General features: G+C 69.6%; 17 protein-coding genes. 14 read left to right on the top strand and 3 right to left on the bottom strand.

Annotated elements, in window-relative coordinates:
* Positions 1-27 precede the first annotated feature (27 nt).
* The 5 genes from rpmA (at position 28) to proB (ending at position 3769) form a co-directional block, all read left to right on the top strand.
* The gene (gene rpmA, locus Q8N10_RS03850) at positions 28-297 is read left to right on the top strand and encodes a 50S ribosomal protein L27 (protein WP_215343333.1); all 270 of its coding nucleotides are present in this window, start codon (positions 28-30) and stop codon (positions 295-297) included.
* Between the two features lie 139 nt (positions 298-436).
* Positions 437-967, top strand: a complete 531-nt coding sequence (locus tag Q8N10_RS03845; RefSeq protein WP_304776075.1) for a GNAT family N-acetyltransferase — start codon at positions 437-439, stop codon at positions 965-967.
* A gap of 53 nt (positions 968-1020) precedes the next feature.
* On the top strand, positions 1021-1590 hold the full coding sequence (locus tag Q8N10_RS03840; RefSeq protein WP_304776077.1) for a biotin transporter BioY: 570 nt from the start codon (positions 1021-1023) through the stop codon (positions 1588-1590).
* Complete coding sequence (gene obgE / locus Q8N10_RS03835) at positions 1587-2633, top strand: GTPase ObgE (RefSeq protein ID WP_304776079.1); 1047 nt, start codon at positions 1587-1589, stop codon at positions 2631-2633. The genes Q8N10_RS03840 and obgE overlap by 4 nt, the downstream gene beginning before the upstream one ends.
* Complete coding sequence (gene proB, locus Q8N10_RS03830) at positions 2621-3769, top strand: glutamate 5-kinase (RefSeq protein WP_304776146.1); 1149 nt, start codon at positions 2621-2623, stop codon at positions 3767-3769. Before obgE ends, proB begins: the two co-directional genes overlap by 13 nt.
* On the opposite strand, the gene Q8N10_RS03825 is transcribed toward proB, so the two are convergent.
* Positions 3766-6192, bottom strand: a complete 2427-nt coding sequence (locus tag Q8N10_RS03825) for an ATP-binding protein (protein ID WP_304776082.1) — start codon at positions 6190-6192, stop codon at positions 3766-3768. The genes proB and Q8N10_RS03825 overlap by 4 nt on opposite strands.
* 151 nt (positions 6193-6343) lie before the next feature.
* Here Q8N10_RS03825 and Q8N10_RS03820 point away from each other — a divergent pair, with 151 nt between their 5' ends.
* From Q8N10_RS03820 to Q8N10_RS03780, 9 genes are all read left to right on the top strand, one after another.
* Entirely contained in the window at positions 6344-7903 is a 1560-nt protein-coding gene (locus tag Q8N10_RS03820; RefSeq protein WP_305663868.1) for an aldehyde dehydrogenase family protein, read from the top strand.
* 15 nt (positions 7904-7918) lie between these two features.
* The gene (locus tag Q8N10_RS03815; protein WP_304776085.1) at positions 7919-8578 is read left to right on the top strand and encodes a nicotinate-nucleotide adenylyltransferase; all 660 of its coding nucleotides are present in this window, start codon (positions 7919-7921) and stop codon (positions 8576-8578) included.
* A 74-nt stretch (positions 8579-8652) separates the two neighbouring features.
* A complete protein-coding gene (gene rsfS / locus Q8N10_RS03810) occupies positions 8653-9066 on the top strand; it encodes a ribosome silencing factor (RefSeq protein ID WP_304776148.1) in 414 nt (137 codons plus the stop codon).
* Complete coding sequence (rlmH, locus tag Q8N10_RS03805) at positions 9063-9527, top strand: 23S rRNA (pseudouridine(1915)-N(3))-methyltransferase RlmH (RefSeq protein WP_304776087.1); 465 nt, start codon at positions 9063-9065, stop codon at positions 9525-9527. Before rsfS ends, rlmH begins: the two co-directional genes overlap by 4 nt.
* Positions 9528-9534: 7 nt before the next feature.
* Positions 9535-10404, top strand: a complete 870-nt coding sequence (locus Q8N10_RS03800; RefSeq protein WP_304776090.1) for a murein hydrolase activator EnvC — start codon at positions 9535-9537, stop codon at positions 10402-10404.
* Positions 10405-10496: 92 nt separating this feature from the next.
* Positions 10497-11882 carry a S41 family peptidase gene (locus Q8N10_RS03795; protein ID WP_304776093.1) on the top strand — a complete coding sequence of 462 codons (1386 nt, stop codon included), beginning with the start codon at positions 10497-10499 and terminating at the stop codon, positions 11880-11882.
* A 122-nt stretch (positions 11883-12004) separates the two neighbouring features.
* Positions 12005-13162 carry a divergent polysaccharide deacetylase family protein gene (locus tag Q8N10_RS03790; protein WP_304776094.1) on the top strand — a complete coding sequence of 386 codons (1158 nt, stop codon included), beginning with the start codon at positions 12005-12007 and terminating at the stop codon, positions 13160-13162.
* A 12-nt stretch (positions 13163-13174) separates the two neighbouring features.
* Positions 13175-13666, top strand: a complete 492-nt coding sequence (locus Q8N10_RS03785; protein ID WP_304776095.1) for an RNA pyrophosphohydrolase — start codon at positions 13175-13177, stop codon at positions 13664-13666.
* Positions 13666-14439, top strand: coding sequence for an alpha/beta fold hydrolase (locus Q8N10_RS03780; protein WP_304776097.1), 774 nt, complete (start codon positions 13666-13668; stop codon positions 14437-14439). The genes Q8N10_RS03785 and Q8N10_RS03780 overlap by 1 nt, the downstream gene beginning before the upstream one ends.
* Positions 14440-14491: 52 nt before the next feature.
* On the opposite strand, the gene sugE is transcribed toward Q8N10_RS03780, so the two are convergent.
* A complete protein-coding gene (sugE, locus tag Q8N10_RS03775; RefSeq protein WP_304776099.1) occupies positions 14492-14818 on the bottom strand; it encodes a quaternary ammonium compound efflux SMR transporter SugE in 327 nt (108 codons plus the stop codon).
* A gap of 94 nt (positions 14819-14912) precedes the next feature.
* A partial coding sequence (locus Q8N10_RS03770; protein WP_305663867.1) for a hypothetical protein occupies positions 14913-15494 on the bottom strand: 582 nt, incomplete at its 5' end.

Raw genomic sequence — 15494 nt, 5'->3', positions numbered from 1 at the left:
GGATCAAGACAAGTTTAGGAGACCACAATGGCTCACAAAAAATCTGGCGGTTCATCCCGCAACGGCCGCGACTCGGCCGGTCGTCGTCTCGGCGTGAAGAAGTTCGGTGGCGAAGCCGTCGTCGGCGGCAACATCATCATTCGTCAGCGCGGCACGAAGTTCTTCGCCGGCGTGAATGTCGGCATGGGCCGTGACCATACCCTCTTCGCCACCGCCGACGGCGCTGTGCAGTTCGTCACCAAGCGCGACGATCGCACCTATGTGAACGTGGTGGCTGCCGAGACCAACGCCAGCTAGGCGGAACCCTTCTTCTCCGGTTCCGCCCCGACGATCAGTCAGGCGGACCGGATAGAATCCCGAAAAGCGGGAGTCCGGAACGCCGGGCTCCCGCTTTTTCTGTTTCAGGGGTCCCACCAGAGGGCCCGGGAGGTTCAAGATGTGCTCCATCCAGATCGAACCCGTCATCGAGACGCAGCGGCTGCGGCTGCGCCGTCCGCGGACGACCGACGCGCCCCGCGTGGCCAAGCTGCTCAACGACCGCGACCTGGCCCGCATGACCCCCTCCGTCCCCCACCCCTATGGGCTGGAGGACGCCCAGGCTTATCTCGCCCAGGTGGACGACGCCGATCCCGAGGATCGGGCCATGTTCGTCATCGACCATCCCGAGCAGGGGCCGATCGGAGTGGTGGGTTTCGACAGCGAGAACGGCCGCGCCGAAATGGGCTGCTGGATCGGCCGCCCCTTCTGGAACCTGGGGTTCGCCACCGAGGCCGCCAAGGGGGCCCTGGTCTGGGCCCACACGGACTGGAAGCGGCGCTACGTCCTGGCGCGCCACTTCTCCGATAACCCGGCCTCGGCCTCGGTGCTCTGCAAGAGCGGCTTCCTCTACACCGGGGAGGTCCGGCTCTCGCCCTCGGCCGCCCGCGGCGAGGCCGTCCCCTCGCGGATGATGGTCTGGCTGGCGTGAGTTTGCGGCGCTCGCGTGCTATGGCGGGCGCCGAACTCTCCTGGATCCTGCATTTGACCACCTCCGTCACCTTCAAAGCGCCCTTGGACGCCCTGCTCGCAGGGCGCGCCTTGGCGTGGCGGGTTGGCGCCGTCCTGGTGGGAAGCTGGCTCCTGGCCGCGTCCTCCTGGGCGGAGGCGCCCATGTATCCCGTGCCCATGACCCTGCAGACCTACGCTCTCCTGGTGATCGCGGGCCTGTCGGGCCTGCGGCTGGCCCTCGAGATCGTCTTCATCTGGCTGGCCCAGGCGGCCATGGGCCTGCCGGTCCTGGCCGGCGGGGCGAGCGGCGTCGAGGCCCTGGTGGGGCCCACCGGCGGCTACCTCCTGGGCTTCCTGGTCGCCGCCGGCCTGGTAGGCTGGTTTTCGGCGCGGACCGGCCGGGACTGGCTGCCGCTGACAGCCAGTTTCCTCGCCGCCCATGCCGTCATCCTGCTGCTGGGCTTCGCCTGGCTTGCCTCCGGACTGGGGGCCAAGGCCGCCTTCGCCGGCGGCGTCGCGCCCTTTCTTCCCGGCGCGCTTCTGAAAACCCTATTGGCCGCCGCGACCGTGAAGCTCGTGGGCGACCGGATCCTGACCCGATGAAATTCCTCGACCAGTGCAAGGTCTATATCCGCTCCGGCAACGGGGGCGGCGGCGCCGTCTCCTTCCGGCGCGAGAAGTATATCGAATACGGCGGCCCCGACGGCGGCGACGGCGGCCGGGGCGGCGACGTCTGGATCGAGGCCATGGACGGCCTCAACACCCTGATCGACTTCCGATACAGCCAGCATTTCAAGGCCGAGACCGGCACCCACGGCATGGGCCGCAACCGCCACGGCGCGGCCGGCGAGGACATCGTCATGAAGGTCCCCGTCGGCACCCAGGTGCTGGAGGAGGACAAGGAAACCCTGATCGTCGACATGGACACCCCCGGCCAGCGGTTCCTGCTGGCCAAGGGCGGCAATGGCGGCTGGGGCAACGACCGCTTCAAGAGCTCTATCAACCAGGCCCCCTATCACGCCAACCCCGGCCAGGAGGGCGAGGAGCGCTGGATCTGGCTGCGGCTGAAGCTGATCGCCGATGTCGGCCTGGCCGGCCTGCCCAACGCCGGGAAGTCCACCTTCCTGGCCGCCGCCAGCGCCGCCAAGCCCAAGATCGCCGACTATCCCTTCACCACCATCCACCCCAATCTCGGCATCGTGGACCTCTCCCCCAGTGAGCGCTTCGTCCTGGCCGACATTCCGGGCCTGATCGAGGGCGCGTCGGACGGGGCGGGCCTCGGGACCCGCTTCCTGGGACATGTGGAGCGCACCGCGGTGCTGATCCACCTGATCGACTCTACCCAGACCGACGTCGTGGAGGCCTGGAAAACGGTGCGGCACGAACTCGAGGCCTATGGCGAGGAGTTGGGGGACAAGACCGAGATCATCGCGCTCAACAAGATCGACGCCCTGGACGAGAGCACGGTGGAGATGCAGCGCGAGGCGCTGGAGGAAGCCGCCGGCGTGCCGGTCCGCCTGGTCTCCGCCGTCGCCGGGACCGGGGTGAAGGAGATCCTGCGTGAGGCCTACGCCCTGGTGCGCGACCGCAAGGCCGCGGCGGCGGTGGGTAAGGGCGGCGAGGACGAAGTGGGCTGGAAACCGTGAGCGGGATCGAGCGCGCCCGCCGGGTCGTCGTCAAGGTCGGCTCGGCCCTGCTGGTGGGGGAGGACGGAACCGCCGACACCCTCTGGCTGGCCGCCTTCGCCGCCGACGTCGCACGCCTCCGGGCTCGCGGCCAGCAGGTGCTGGTGGTCTCCTCCGGCGCCGTGGCCCTAGGTCGCCGCCGGCTGATGCTGGCGAAGCGCTCCCTGACCCTGCCCGAGAAACAGGCCGCCGCCGCCGCCGGCCAGTCGGCCCTGATGCGGGCCTGGGAAGAGGCCCTGGAGCCCCACGACATCCACGCCGCCCAGGTGCTGCTGACCCGCGACGACACCGAGGTCCGGCACCGCTGGCTGAACGCGCGCGCCACTGTCGAGACCCTGCTGGACCTGGGCGTGGTCCCCGTGGTCAACGAGAACGACACCGTGGTCACCGAGGAAATCCGCTACGGTGACAATGATCGCCTGGCCGCCCGGGTCGCCCAGATGATCGGCGCCGACGTGCTGATCCTGCTCTCGGACATCGACGGCCTCTACACCGCCGATCCCCGTAGCAATCCTGACGCCAAGCACCTGGCCCGCATCACCCACCTGACGCCGGAGATCGAGGCCATGGCCGGGGGCGCCAACGCCAGCGCCGGGGTCGGCACCGGCGGCATGGCCACCAAGATCGCCGCAGCCCGTATGGCCCAGTCGGCCGGCTGCGCCACCGTCATCACCCTGGGTCGCCGCCCCTCGCCCCTGGCGGCTCTGGAAGCCGGCGAACCCGCCACCGTCATCGAGCCCGCCCTGAGCGCCAAGGCCGCCTACAAGGCCTGGATCGCCGGAACGCTCGCGCCCGCCGGAACCCTCGTGGTGGACAATGGCGCCGCCCGCGCCCTGTCCACCGGCAAGAGCCTGCTGGCGGCCGGCATAAGGGCGGTCGAGGGTCGATTCGAGAAGGGTGACGCCGTCGTCGTGCGCGACGAGGCGGGCCGCGAGATCGGCCGGGGCCTGACCCGCTACGACAGCGCCGACGCCGTCGCCATCCGGGGCCTCAAGTCCGACGCCATCGAGGGAGTCCTGGGTTACACCTCAGGTCCGGTGATCCATGCCGACGACCTGGCCCTGGGCCACGCCCCGGCCGAGGCCGCCGCCGGCTAGACCGCCTGCGCCTGGACTCCCGGGCGGGTTTCGCCGATCGCCAGGGCGTCGCCGATGGTCTCGTACAGCACGCCCACCTCGATCGGCTTGGCGACATAGGCGGTCATGCCGGCAGCCATGTACTCGGCGATCTGATGGCTCATGGCGTTGGCCGACAGCGCGATGATCGGGATCGGCGGCATGCCCTGCGCGGCCTCTGCCTGGCGGATGGCGAGCGCCGCAGCCACCCCGCCCATCTCGGGCATCTGGATGTCCATCAGGATCACGTCGAAGTCGGCCGTGGCCCAGGTCGAGACCGCCTGCAGCCCATCGCCGACCACCGTCAGCTGGACGTCCAGCGGCGCCAGCAGGGCCGCCAACACCTTCTGGTTGGTGGGGTTGTCCTCGGCCGCCAGGATGCGCAGGGGGCGGTCCTGGGGCAGGGTGATCTCGCCAGGGGTCACGCTGGCCGTGGCGCGGGGGGTCTCGCTGACCCGGGGCAGGGGCAGGCTGACCCGGAACTCCGACCCCTTGCCCGGTGAGCTCGTCACCTCGATCGCGCCGCCCATCAGCTCCACCAGCTCACGGCTGATGGCCAGGCCCAGGCCCGTACCCCCGAACCGGCGTTCGTTGCTGTCGTCGACCTGGGTGAACTTGGAAAACAGTTTCGGCAGGGCCTCGGCCGACATGCCGATGCCGCTGTCGCGGACGATGAAGTCCAGGCCCTTGGGCGTGGTGGTCACCTCCAGGGACACGGCCCCGACATCGGTGAACTTCACGCCGTTGGAGAGCAGGTTGGAGAGAATCTGGCGGATGCGGTCGGCGTCCCCCAGCCAGACACCGGTGGCGTCCAGGTCGACCGTGACTTCCAGGTCCAGGCGCTTGGCGGCGGCCGCCCCGGTGAAGGTGGACACCGTGCGGGTGGCCAGGGTCTCGATGTCGAACTCGACGGGCGCCAGGTCCAGCTTGCCCGCCTCGATCTTCGAGATATCCAGCACGTCGTTCAGCACCTGCAGCAGGCCGGCGCCGGAATCGCGGATGATGTGCAGCCGCTCCCGCTGATCGGGGGCCAGGGCCTCGCGCTCCATCACCTGGACCATGCCCAGCACGCCGTTCAGGGGCGTGCGGATCTCGTGGCTCATATTGGCCAGGAACTGGGACTTCATCTTGTTGGCGCTCTCGGCCGCCTCCTTGGCGACCTGGCTGCGCACCAGCACGTCCTCCATCTCCCGGCGTTCCAGGGCGTTGCGGCGGAAGACCCCCAGCGCCTGGGCCAGCCGGCCGATCTCGTCCTCACGGAACTCGAAGGGAATCTCGCTGTCCAGGTCCCCGGCCGCCACGTCCCCCATGGCCTGGGTGATCCTGGCCATCGGGCGCACCACCCGGCCGATGATGAAGGTCGCCGACAGCAGGCCGAAGGCGCAGGCGATCACCATCAGGCCGATCGAGAGCTGCACCTGGCGTTCGGCCGCCTCCACCTGATGGGCGGCGTGCTCGGCGGTGAGGTCGAAGCTCACCGCCACGATGTCCATCAGGCTCTGCAGACTCTCCATCATGTCGCGGTTGAGCGCCACCTCGTCGACCGGCGCCCCCGTGGACAGGGCGGTGAGCGCTGCGGCCCGCGTGGCCCGGAACTCCACGAAATAGCGACGTTCAGCCTTGGCGATGGCGGCCTTCAGGCGCGGCGGGTTGAAGGCCAGGCCGGCCTGGCTGCTCATCATCCGATGCGGCGCGTCCACCGCGCCGGTGACCTTGGCCAGGGCCTCGCGCTCGGCGGCGGTCGGCGGCCGGCCCCGGCCCACCGCCTCGCCCAGCAGCATGGTGTCCAGCCCAGCGGCGTCGCGCTCCAGCCAGGCCACCTGCTTGATGGTCATCATCCGGGCGATGAAGGGGTCGGCCTGGATGGCCTCGTTGGAGAGCTGTCCCGAGAGCTCGCCCAGGGTGTCCACCAGGTTGGCGCCGGCGGTCAGCCAGGTCTGCCGCAGGGCGTCGGACCGGTTCGGGTCGGGGGCGGCCATCGCGCGGTCGGTCACCTGCCGAAGGCGCAGGAAGGTCGCGCGTCGCGCGTCGATCTCCTCCACCAGCCGGCGCAGGGCCGGGCCGTCGGACACCACCCTGTCCAGCCGCGCCCGCTGCAGGCGGGCCAGGGCGGACTTGATCGCGGCGTCGGTGCCGGCCCGGTTGGCGTTGAGGCCTCGCAGGGCCTCCGCCGGCGGGACGCCGGGCTTGGTGAGGGCGATGGCGACCGCGCCGCGCTCCAGCCTCAGGCCCTGCATGGCGTGGAACAGGTCGCGCGAGATCTCGGCGGCCAGCAGCACGCGCTGGGCGGCCTGCTGGCGATGATAGGCGTGCAGGGCCATCACCGCACAGGTGATCACCAGGGAGGCCACCATCACCCCGGCGATGATCTGCAGCAGCGCGCCGAGACTGAGGATCTTCTTCATGACGCCGGCTCCCACCCCTCGCCCCTCAAGGTAGGATCCAGACTGGTAACGACGGCTTAATCGGCGGGACATTCTGTCGCGGTGCGGGGGTGAATTGCCGCCCCCGGCAAAGGTGCTTACTAAGGCTCATCTTGAGCATATGGCGGTCGACGTGGACGATGCAGCGGGCGGAGGCAGGGTTGAGGCGGCGAACGGCCGGCTGACGGCGCTCGCCTCCGGCATGGCCATCCCCTATGGCGGCGACCGGGTGGCCTATGTCTCGCCAGCCCTCGCCCAGGCCTTCCAGGCCGGTGACCGGCTGGTGGTGGTGCAGGACAGCGGCGACCTGCTGCACGTTCCGGCCGCCGTCCAGGCCCTCGCCGACAGGGCCGTGGGCAGGGCCCATGACGCCTTCCAGAAGATGGGCGCGGTCAGCGACGCCGCCATCACCGCCTTCTTCGACGCCTTCGCGGGCAGGCTCGCCGACGACGGGGTCTGGACCGCCATCGGCGCCGCCAACGCCGCCGATGTCACCCGGGCCCAGGATCGGGGCCGTTCCACCACCCGCCTGAGCGTCAGCCCGGCGATGCGCGCCGACATGATCGCCGGGCTGCGGGCCTGGCGCGACGCCCCCGCCGCCCGGGGCAAGGTGCTTGAGACCGTCACCCACGAGGGCTGGAGCGTCGATCAGGTCATGGCGCCGCTCGGCGTCACCGGCTTCGTCTTCGAGGGCCGCCCCAATGTGTTCGCCGACGCTACCGGCGTGCTGCGCACCGGCAACACCGTAGTCTTCCGCATCGGCTCCGACGCCCTGGGCACCGCGCGCGCCATCGTCGAGCACGCCCTGGATCCCGCCTTGGCGCAGGCCGGCCTCCCCCCGGGCGCCGCGGCCCTGGTCGATAGCGCCGAGCATGCCGCCGGCTGGGCCATGTTCTCCGACCAGCGCCTGGCCCTGGCCGTCGCCCGAGGCTCCGGCCCCGCCGTGGCCCAGCTGGGCGCCATCGCCCGCCAGGCCGGGACCCCGGTCAGCCTGCACGGCACGGGGGGCGCCTGGATGGTGGCCGATGTCGCCGCAGACGCCAACCGCTTCGAGGCCGCCGCCTACCACTCCCTGGACCGCAAGGTCTGCAACACCCTGAATGTCTGCTGCATCGTGCGCGAGCGGGCCGAGGAGCTGGTCCCCGTCTTCCTGCGCGCCCTGCAGGCCGCCGGCGAGCGTCGCAAGGGCGCCAAGCTGCACGTGGTGGAGGGCTGCGAACGCTACATCCCCGCCGGCTGGCGCGACGCCCGGGTCACCGTCGCCCGCGCCGGGGGCGAGCGCGAGGAGCCCCTGGTGGAACGGCTGGCCGAGGGCGACCTTGGCCGGGAGTGGGAGTGGGAGGAGACCCCTGAGGTCTCCCTGATGATTGTCGAGGACGCCGCCCAGGCTGTCGCCCTCTTCAACCGCTACAGCCCCCGCTTCGCCGCCAGCCTGATCTCGCAGGACGCCCAGGCCCACGACCGCTTCTACGGGGCCATCGACGCTCCCTTCACCGGTGACGGCTTCACCCGCTGGGTGGACGGCCAGTACGCCCTGAACCGCCCCGAACTCGGCCTCTCCAACTGGGAGCATGGCCGCCTGTTCGCCCGCGGCGGGGTCCTGGCGGGAGACGGGGTCTTCACCGTCCGCGCCCGGGTCCGCCAGACCGACCTCAACCTCGACCGCAATCCCGATACGGCGAAGCGGTTTTGATCCAGAGTGAAGCCCATGTGGTTCGCCGGACCCGCCCGGCGCGTCCCTGAGGCCGGCCGGCCCGCGACCCTGCGCCTGGGCTTCACGCTCACGCGGGGCATGCGGGTCGGGCTCTATGGCGGCTCGTTCAATCCGGTCCACGCCGGCCATGCCCATGTGGCCGAGACCGCGCGCAAGCGGCTGAAGCTGGATCGCGTCATCTGGCTGGTCTCGCCGCAGAACCCGCTGAAATCCAGCCGCGAGACCGCCAGCCTCGCCGAGCGGATGGCCGGGGTGCGCAAGGTGGCTCGCGGCCGGGCGATGATCGTCTCCGACGCCGAGACCGCCATCGGCTCCACCTACACCATCGACACCCTTCGGGTTCTGAAGGCCCGCTATCCGGGAGTGAAATTCGTCTGGATCATGGGCGCCGACAGCCTGGCCAGCTTCCACCGCTGGCGTGGTTGGACGCAGATCATGGGCGGCGCACCGGTCGCCGTAGTCTCGCGGCCGTGGATCTCCCTGAGAAGCCGCTTCTCGCCCGCCGCGCAACGGTTCAGCCATGCGCGCCGCCCTGCCAGCCAGGGGCCCATCCTGGCGGGGACCCAGCCGCCTCGCTGGGTGTTCCTCACCGGCCCCCTCAACTTCCTCTCGTCCACCGCCATGCGGGCGCGGATGGGCGGCTCAAGATCGTGATCGCACACGCACTGCCCCTTTCCGCGCAATCATGATATGAGGCCTTTTAGCGAGGCAAAAAAGGAGCTACCCCGCTGAGCCCTGACCCTGCGCCGAGTGCGCACGAAACCGCGGTTTCCACCGAGGTTTCCACCGATCCCCAGAGTCGCATCAGCGCTTTGGAAGACCTGATCCTGGCGCGTCTCGACGACGACAAAGCCCAGGATGTCGTGTTCATCGACCTGAAGGGTAAGAGCGCGGTGGCCGACGGCCTGATCGTCGCCTCTGGCCGTTCGCACCGCCATGTCGGCGCCATGGCCGATCACCTGCTGCGCGCCCTCAAGGACGAAGGCTACGGCAAGGTGCGCGTCGAGGGCATGCCCCACTGTGACTGGGTGCTGATCGACACTGGCGACGTGATCATCCACCTGTTCCGTCCCGAGGTCCGCTCCTTCTACAACATCGAAAAGATCTGGTCGGTGGACTCGGCCCACATCGCCTTCACTTGAAGCTGACGATCCTGGCGGTCGGGCGTCTGGCCCGTTCCCCCGAGGTCGAGCTGGTGAAGCTCTATGTGGACCGCGCCACCGCGGCCGGCCGCGCCCTGGGGCTTGGCCCGGTCGAGGTGGTCGAGGTCGAAGCCAAGAAACCCGGCAAGGCCGCCGAGGCTGATGTCCTTCGCCCGCACCTGACCGACGCCCACGTCATCGCCTGCGATGAGCGGGGCAGCGCGCGCGCGTCCCGTGACTTCGCCGCCGAGATCGCCCGGCTGCGGGACCAGGGGGTGCGCCGCCTGGTCTTCATGATCGGCGGCGCCGACGGCCTCGACCCGGCCCTGGTGGCCGCCGCCAACGGCAAGCTGGCCTTCGGGCCGCAGACATGGCCCCATGCCCTGGCTCGCGCCATGCTGGCCGAACAGGTCTATCGGGCGGTCACCATCCTGGCCGGCGGCCCCTATCACAGAGACTGACGCGCCCTTGCAGAGCCTCCGCCCCGCCTTCGTGATCGGCGCCCTCGCCAGCCTGGCGGCGGGCGTGGTGGCCGTGGCGGCGGTCAGCGAGCGCGATAAACTGCAGAGCCTCAATGTCCGCGAGACCGTGCTCACCGCCGAGCAGGGTCGCAACCTCAACCGCCTGGCGCGCCTGCTGACCGTGCTGGAGCAGTTCCGCCGCGATCCGCCACCCGCCCTGCTGGTCAGCCCCGACGACGCCGTCTCGGCGGTTCGCGCCGCCATCCTGGTCAAGGCGATCACGCCCGAGCTGCAGCGCCGCGCCCGGCTCTACGCCGCCGAGGCGGGAGAGATCGCCCGCCAGCGCCGCCTGGCCGCCGTGGCCAGCGAGGCCCTGTTCACCGCCGACAGCCAGCTGGCCGAGGCCCGGCTGATCCAGCCTCCAGGTCTCCGCGACCAAGCCCCCCTGCAGGAGGACGACGGCGAGGTCACCGCGCCCAAGGCCCTGATGGCGCCGGCCGATGGCCCCGTCACCCGGCGCTTCGGACAGGCGGTCCCGGGCGGCGGCAAAGCCAACGGCCTGACCATCCAGACCGCCTCTGGGGCGAAAGTCGCGGCGCCCGACGCCGGACTTGTCCAATATGTGGGCCCGGTGAAGGGCTGGGGTGTGATCTTGATCTTAAGATTGGCCGGTGGATACCATCTGGTGTTGGCTGGCCTGGACCGGGTGAACGTCGATGTCGGACAATCCGTCGCGGCGGGATCGCCTGTCGGATGGATGGCCGATGGGCGACAATCGCCTCCGGAACTCTATCTGGAGGTCCGGGAACGCGGCGCGCCGGTCAATCCGGGGCGCTGGATGACGGGCGGAAGCGGCTTGAGACCGACCGCTGGCTAAGTGAAGACTATGGAGCCCTGTGGGGTTCTGATGGGGACGTGAAGCGGTTAAGCGGCTCAATTCCGCCGCAAGGGAGCCCTAGGGCCTAGTCTATGCGCAAGTATCTGTTGATCGGTGTTTCGGCCTTCGTCCTCGGGGCGGGCTCCATGGCCTATGTCAGCCAGCAGGCGCTGGCCTCGTCCCAGCCGCGGGCCAAGACCTACAAGATGCTCGAGCTGTTCGGCGACGTGCTGGACACCGTCGAGCGTCAGTACGTCACCGAGGTCGACGACAAGAAACTGATCGAGGCGGCCATCGACGGCATGCTGACCTCGCTCGATCCCCACTCCGGCTATCTGAACCCCGAGAGCTTCGACGACATGCGCGATCAGACGCGCGGGGAGTATGGCGGCCTGGGCATAGAGGTCACCAGCGAGGACGGCGTGGTCAAGGTGATCTCGCCCATGGACGGCACGCCCGCCTTCAGGGCAGGGGTCAAGGCTGGCGACTTCATCACCGCCGTCAACGGCGGGAGCGTGCTTGGCCTGTCGGTCAATGACGCGGTCAAGCAGATGCGCGGCAAGCCCGGCGAGCCGGTCACCCTGACCATCGCCCGCGAGAAGACCGATCCCTTTGACGTCAAGCTGATCCGCGAGGTGATCAAGCCCAAGTCCGCCACCGCCAAGCTCGAGGGCGACTACGGCTATCTACGGGTCTCGGCCTTCAACGAAAAGACCACCGACGAGGCCGAGGCGGCCATCGTCGACCTGAGGGCCAAGAACCCCAAGATGAAGGGGCTGATCCTCGACCTGCGCAACAATCCCGGCGGCCTGCTCGACCAGGCGGTCGGCATCTCCGACCTGTTCCTGGATGGCGGCGAGATCGTCTCCCAGCGGGGCCGCGATCCCCGCGACGTCGAGCGCTACAACGCCCGCGCCGGCGACGTCACCGGCGGCCTGCCGGTGGTGGTGCTGATCAATTCCGGCTCGGCCTCGGCGGCGGAAATCGTCGCCGGCGCCCTGCAGGACCGCAAGCGCGCGGAACTGGTGGGCCTCACCAGCTTCGGCAAGGGCTCGGTCCAGACCGTCATCCCGCTGCGGGGCGGCGTGGACGGCGCGCTGAAGCTCACCACCGCGCGTTACTACACCCCGGCGGGGCGTTCCATCCAGAAGACCGGCATCCAGCCGGACCTGGAAGTGGCCGAGACCCGTGATGAGGCCCAGTCCATCGCCAACCGCGCCTTCCAGTTCAGCGAGGCATCCTTCCGCAACGCCCTGAACGCCGAGGAGGGCAAGACCCGCATCGGCGCTCATGAGCCGGCCGAGGCTCCGCCGGCCGACTTCAACACCACCACTGGCGACTTCCAGCTGGCCCGGGCCAAGGACGTCCTGCGCTACGGTTCGGTGGCCGCGACGCCCAAGCTGCCCAAGCCCACCGCCAAGATGGCCGAGGTGGTCTCCAAGCTGCCCAAGCTCGAACCCAAGCCGGTCGCCAAGTAATCGCCCAGGCGGCGCTGCGGCGCCGCCTGCGGCCCTTCGCCATGCTGCGGCGCGGCGAAAAGTAGCCCTTCATTAACCATGATCCCTCAGGCTCCGGACTGAAGCCTCGCGTGGTCATGCCTATGTTTTCCAAGAAAAAGCTCGTCGCGGTCGCCGCCGCCCCAGCGCCGGGGCTCAACGCCCAGGCGCTGTTGGCCAAGGCCATCGCCAACCCCTATGTGGGCGCCGGCGGCGCGGCCTTCCTGTTCATGTCCGCGGCCCTGATCCTGGTCACCCTGATGGGCGACCCCAAGGCGGGAACCCCGGTGGTGCGCATCAGCTTGGCCAAGGTGGCGGCCATGGCCGCGCCCCCGGGCTGGCGGGAGGCCCTGACCGCCGACAACCCCGGCGGGACCACTCTATCAACAGACATTTTCCGGCTCTCGGAGAACCCGCTTGGACCCGGCGCCGCCTTCGGCCAGGCGGTGATCACCGTTCCCGGCGCCCAGGCCTTCCACGCCGCCGACCCCCTGCCGCCGGCCCCCATCGCGGGCCTCACCGCCCAGGGCTCCGGCGGCCTGCTGCCCATCATCGGCCCGGGGGGCAAGACGCCCGCCCAGGCCTATGCCCGGCCCTTCGCCAGCAATGGCCGGCCCAAGGTCGCCCTGGTGATCGGCGGCCTCGGCCTGAACGCGACGGCCACCCGTCAGGCCATCGAAAACCTGCCCCCCGAGATCACCCTGTCCTTCGTGCCCTATTCCGACGGCCTGCAGGGCTGGATCGACCTGGCGCGCCAGAACGGCCACGAGGTGCTGCTGGAGGCCCCCATGGAGCCGGTGGACTATCCCGACAACGATCCTGGCCCCTACACCCTGATGGCCCAGGCCCAGGGCCAGGAGACGGTCAAGAAGCTGGAATGGCTGCTCAGCCGCGCCACCGGCTATTTCGGGGTGACCAACTATCTCGGCTCGCGCTTCGTCGGCTCCGACAGCGCCATGACCGCCTTCACCGGCGCCCTGCGCGGCCGCGGCCTGGCCTTCATCGACGACGGTTCGGCGGCGCGGCGCGGCGGCGGCCTGCCGCGGGCCTCGGCCGACCGCATCGTCGACGACCAGCTCTCCGTGGAGGCCATCGATCAGCAGCTGCTGTCCCTCGAAGCCGGCGCCCTGCAGCATGGCCAGGCTCTGGGATCGGGTTTCGCATACCCTGTGACGCTGACTCAGGTGGCGCAGTGGGCACAATCAGTGGAGTCTAGGGGTTACCAACTTGCGCCCGCTTCGGCGCTGACCACTCGCAGATAAGACCTCGCGCCCATGGACGACCTCGCCGCCTATCGCCCCAACGTGGGGGTGGTGCTTTTTCACCCCGACGGCCGCGTCTGGCTGGGGCGCCGGGTCAACACGCCCGAGCCCTACAACTGGCAATTTCCGCAAGGCGGCGTCGACGCCGGCGAGGATCTCTATGTCGCCGCCCGGCGCGAGCTGGCCGAGGAAACCGGGGTCGTCTCCACCACCCTGCTGGGCCGCACCGACGGCTGGATGGCCTATGATTTTCCCCCCGGCCACAGCGGCAGCAAGATCGCCAAGGGCTGGAAGGGGCAGCGCCAGGTCTGGTTCGCCCTGAGGTTCGACGGCGAGGAGACCGAGATCGACCTCGGGGGCCAGGGACATCCGGAGTTTGACGCCTGGCGTTGGGGCCGGCTCGCCGAGGCGCCGGGCCTGGTGGTGCCCTTCAAGAAGGCCACCTATGAAGCGGTGATCACCGCCTTCCACGATTTCGCGGGCCTGCCGGGTCGCGCCGCCTGATGGCCGCACCCATCGTCATGGTCCACGGCGCCTTCTGTGGCGGCTGGGCCTTCGAGGCCTTCCGCGGGCCCTTCGAGGCCGCCGGCCATACCGTCCTGACGCCGGACCTGCGCGGCCATGGCGACGACGACCGCCCGGGCGCCGTCGCCGGCGTCTCGATGACCGACTACGCCAGGGACATCGCCGAGCTGTGCGCCGGCCTGCCCGAGCCCCCGATCCTCATCGGTCACTCGCTCGGAGGCCTGGTGGCCCAGCTCGCGGCCAAGCGGACGCCGCCCAAGGCCCTGATCCTGCTGGCTCCCTCGCCCCCCTGGGGCGTCGCCGGGTCTTCCATGGAAGAGGCGGTCACCGCCTTTGGCTTGATGATGGGAGCGGCCTTCACCCACAGCATCAGCCCCGACCGCACCCTGATGCGCACCTACAGCCTCGACCGCATGCCGTCGGCCGCGCGCGAGGCCACGGTGCAGCGCCTGCGCCCCGAGAGCGGCCGGGCGCTGTGGGAGGCCTTGAACTGGTGGCTCGATCCCTTCATGACCACCAGCGTCGGAACCGGCGGCATCGGGATCCCCTGCCTGGTGATGGTGGGGCAGCGCGACGTGGTCCACCCGCCGATGACCGGCCGCCAGACCGCCCAGCGCCTGGACGCCGACTACGTCGAGATGGCCGGCATGAGCCACTGGCTGCTGGGGGAGACCGGATGGCAGGACGTGGCCACCCAGGCCTGGGACTGGCTGGAACAGGTCGACGGCCGGGCCACTTCAGGGGCCGCGTGAAGTGGTTCTCAACCCCCTGGGGATCAAGCTCTACCCTATTGTTTTAATTAAGTTATGTCTGCGGTGAGCTGAAGAGTTTCAGCCCCAGGATACCCGCCACGATCAGGCCGACGCAGACCAGGCGCGCCACCGTCGCCGGCTCCTTGAACAGCACGATCCCGAGGATCACCGTCCCCACCGCGCCGATGCCGGTCCAGACCGCGTAGGCGGTCCCCAGCGGCAAGGACTTCATGGCGATCCCCAGCAGGGCCATGGACACCAGCAGGCTCGCCCCGGTGAACACCGTGGGCCAGAGCCGCGTGAAGCCGTCGGTGTATTTCAAGCCGACGGCCCAGCCGATTTCACAGAGACCGGCGACGAACAGGATGAGCCAGGCCATGGCTGTCCTCCCAAGACCGGGCCGTCCCGGAAAGAGAAAGGCGCTGGAGTCGTCTCCAGCGCCTGAACTCATATAGGTGCGGGAGGCTGAAAGCCTAGAACTTGCGTTCCGAGTAGAGCACTTCGCCCATGTCCCACTTGCCGTTGACCGAGGAGCCGTCCGGCTTTTTCAGCTGCAGGAACACCAGGCCGATCGACTCGCGGTCGGTGAAGTATTCCCAGGAGTTGGTGATGCGCTTGTAGTCGGTGGCCGGCACGAAGTCGTTGCGCTGCTGGAGCAGTTCGGGCTGGTGCAGCAGCGAGAAGATGTTGAGGCCCACGATGATCGGCTTCTCGCCGTTCAGCGTGTAGTTGAGGGCGATCCGGCAGACGTCCTTGTTGGAGCCCGGCGAAAAGACCGTCAGGGTGTAGGGCTTGGCCTGCAGGGTCTGGGTATAGGTCCCCTCCCGCCGGTTGAACTTGAAGCCCAGGCTCTTGGTGGCCAGCTTGGAGATGTCGCCGCCACGCACCAGGGGCACGCAGATGCGGTTGATCACGTCGATGATCTGGCCGATCTCACCGGTGGTGGGGACGGCGTAGACCTTCTCGGGTTCCGGGGCGGGCGCGGTGGCCGGAGCCGCCGGCGCCATCGGAGCGGCGGCGTTCGGGTCGGCCGCGGGCGGCGTGGCGGGCGCCAT

The organism is Phenylobacterium sp., from assembly GCF_030693625.1.
Lineage (GTDB): Bacteria > Pseudomonadota > Alphaproteobacteria > Caulobacterales > Caulobacteraceae > Phenylobacterium > Phenylobacterium ferrooxidans.
The sequence above is the reverse complement of the archived record's forward strand: the minus strand, read 5'-3'. Positions and strand labels throughout refer to the sequence as shown.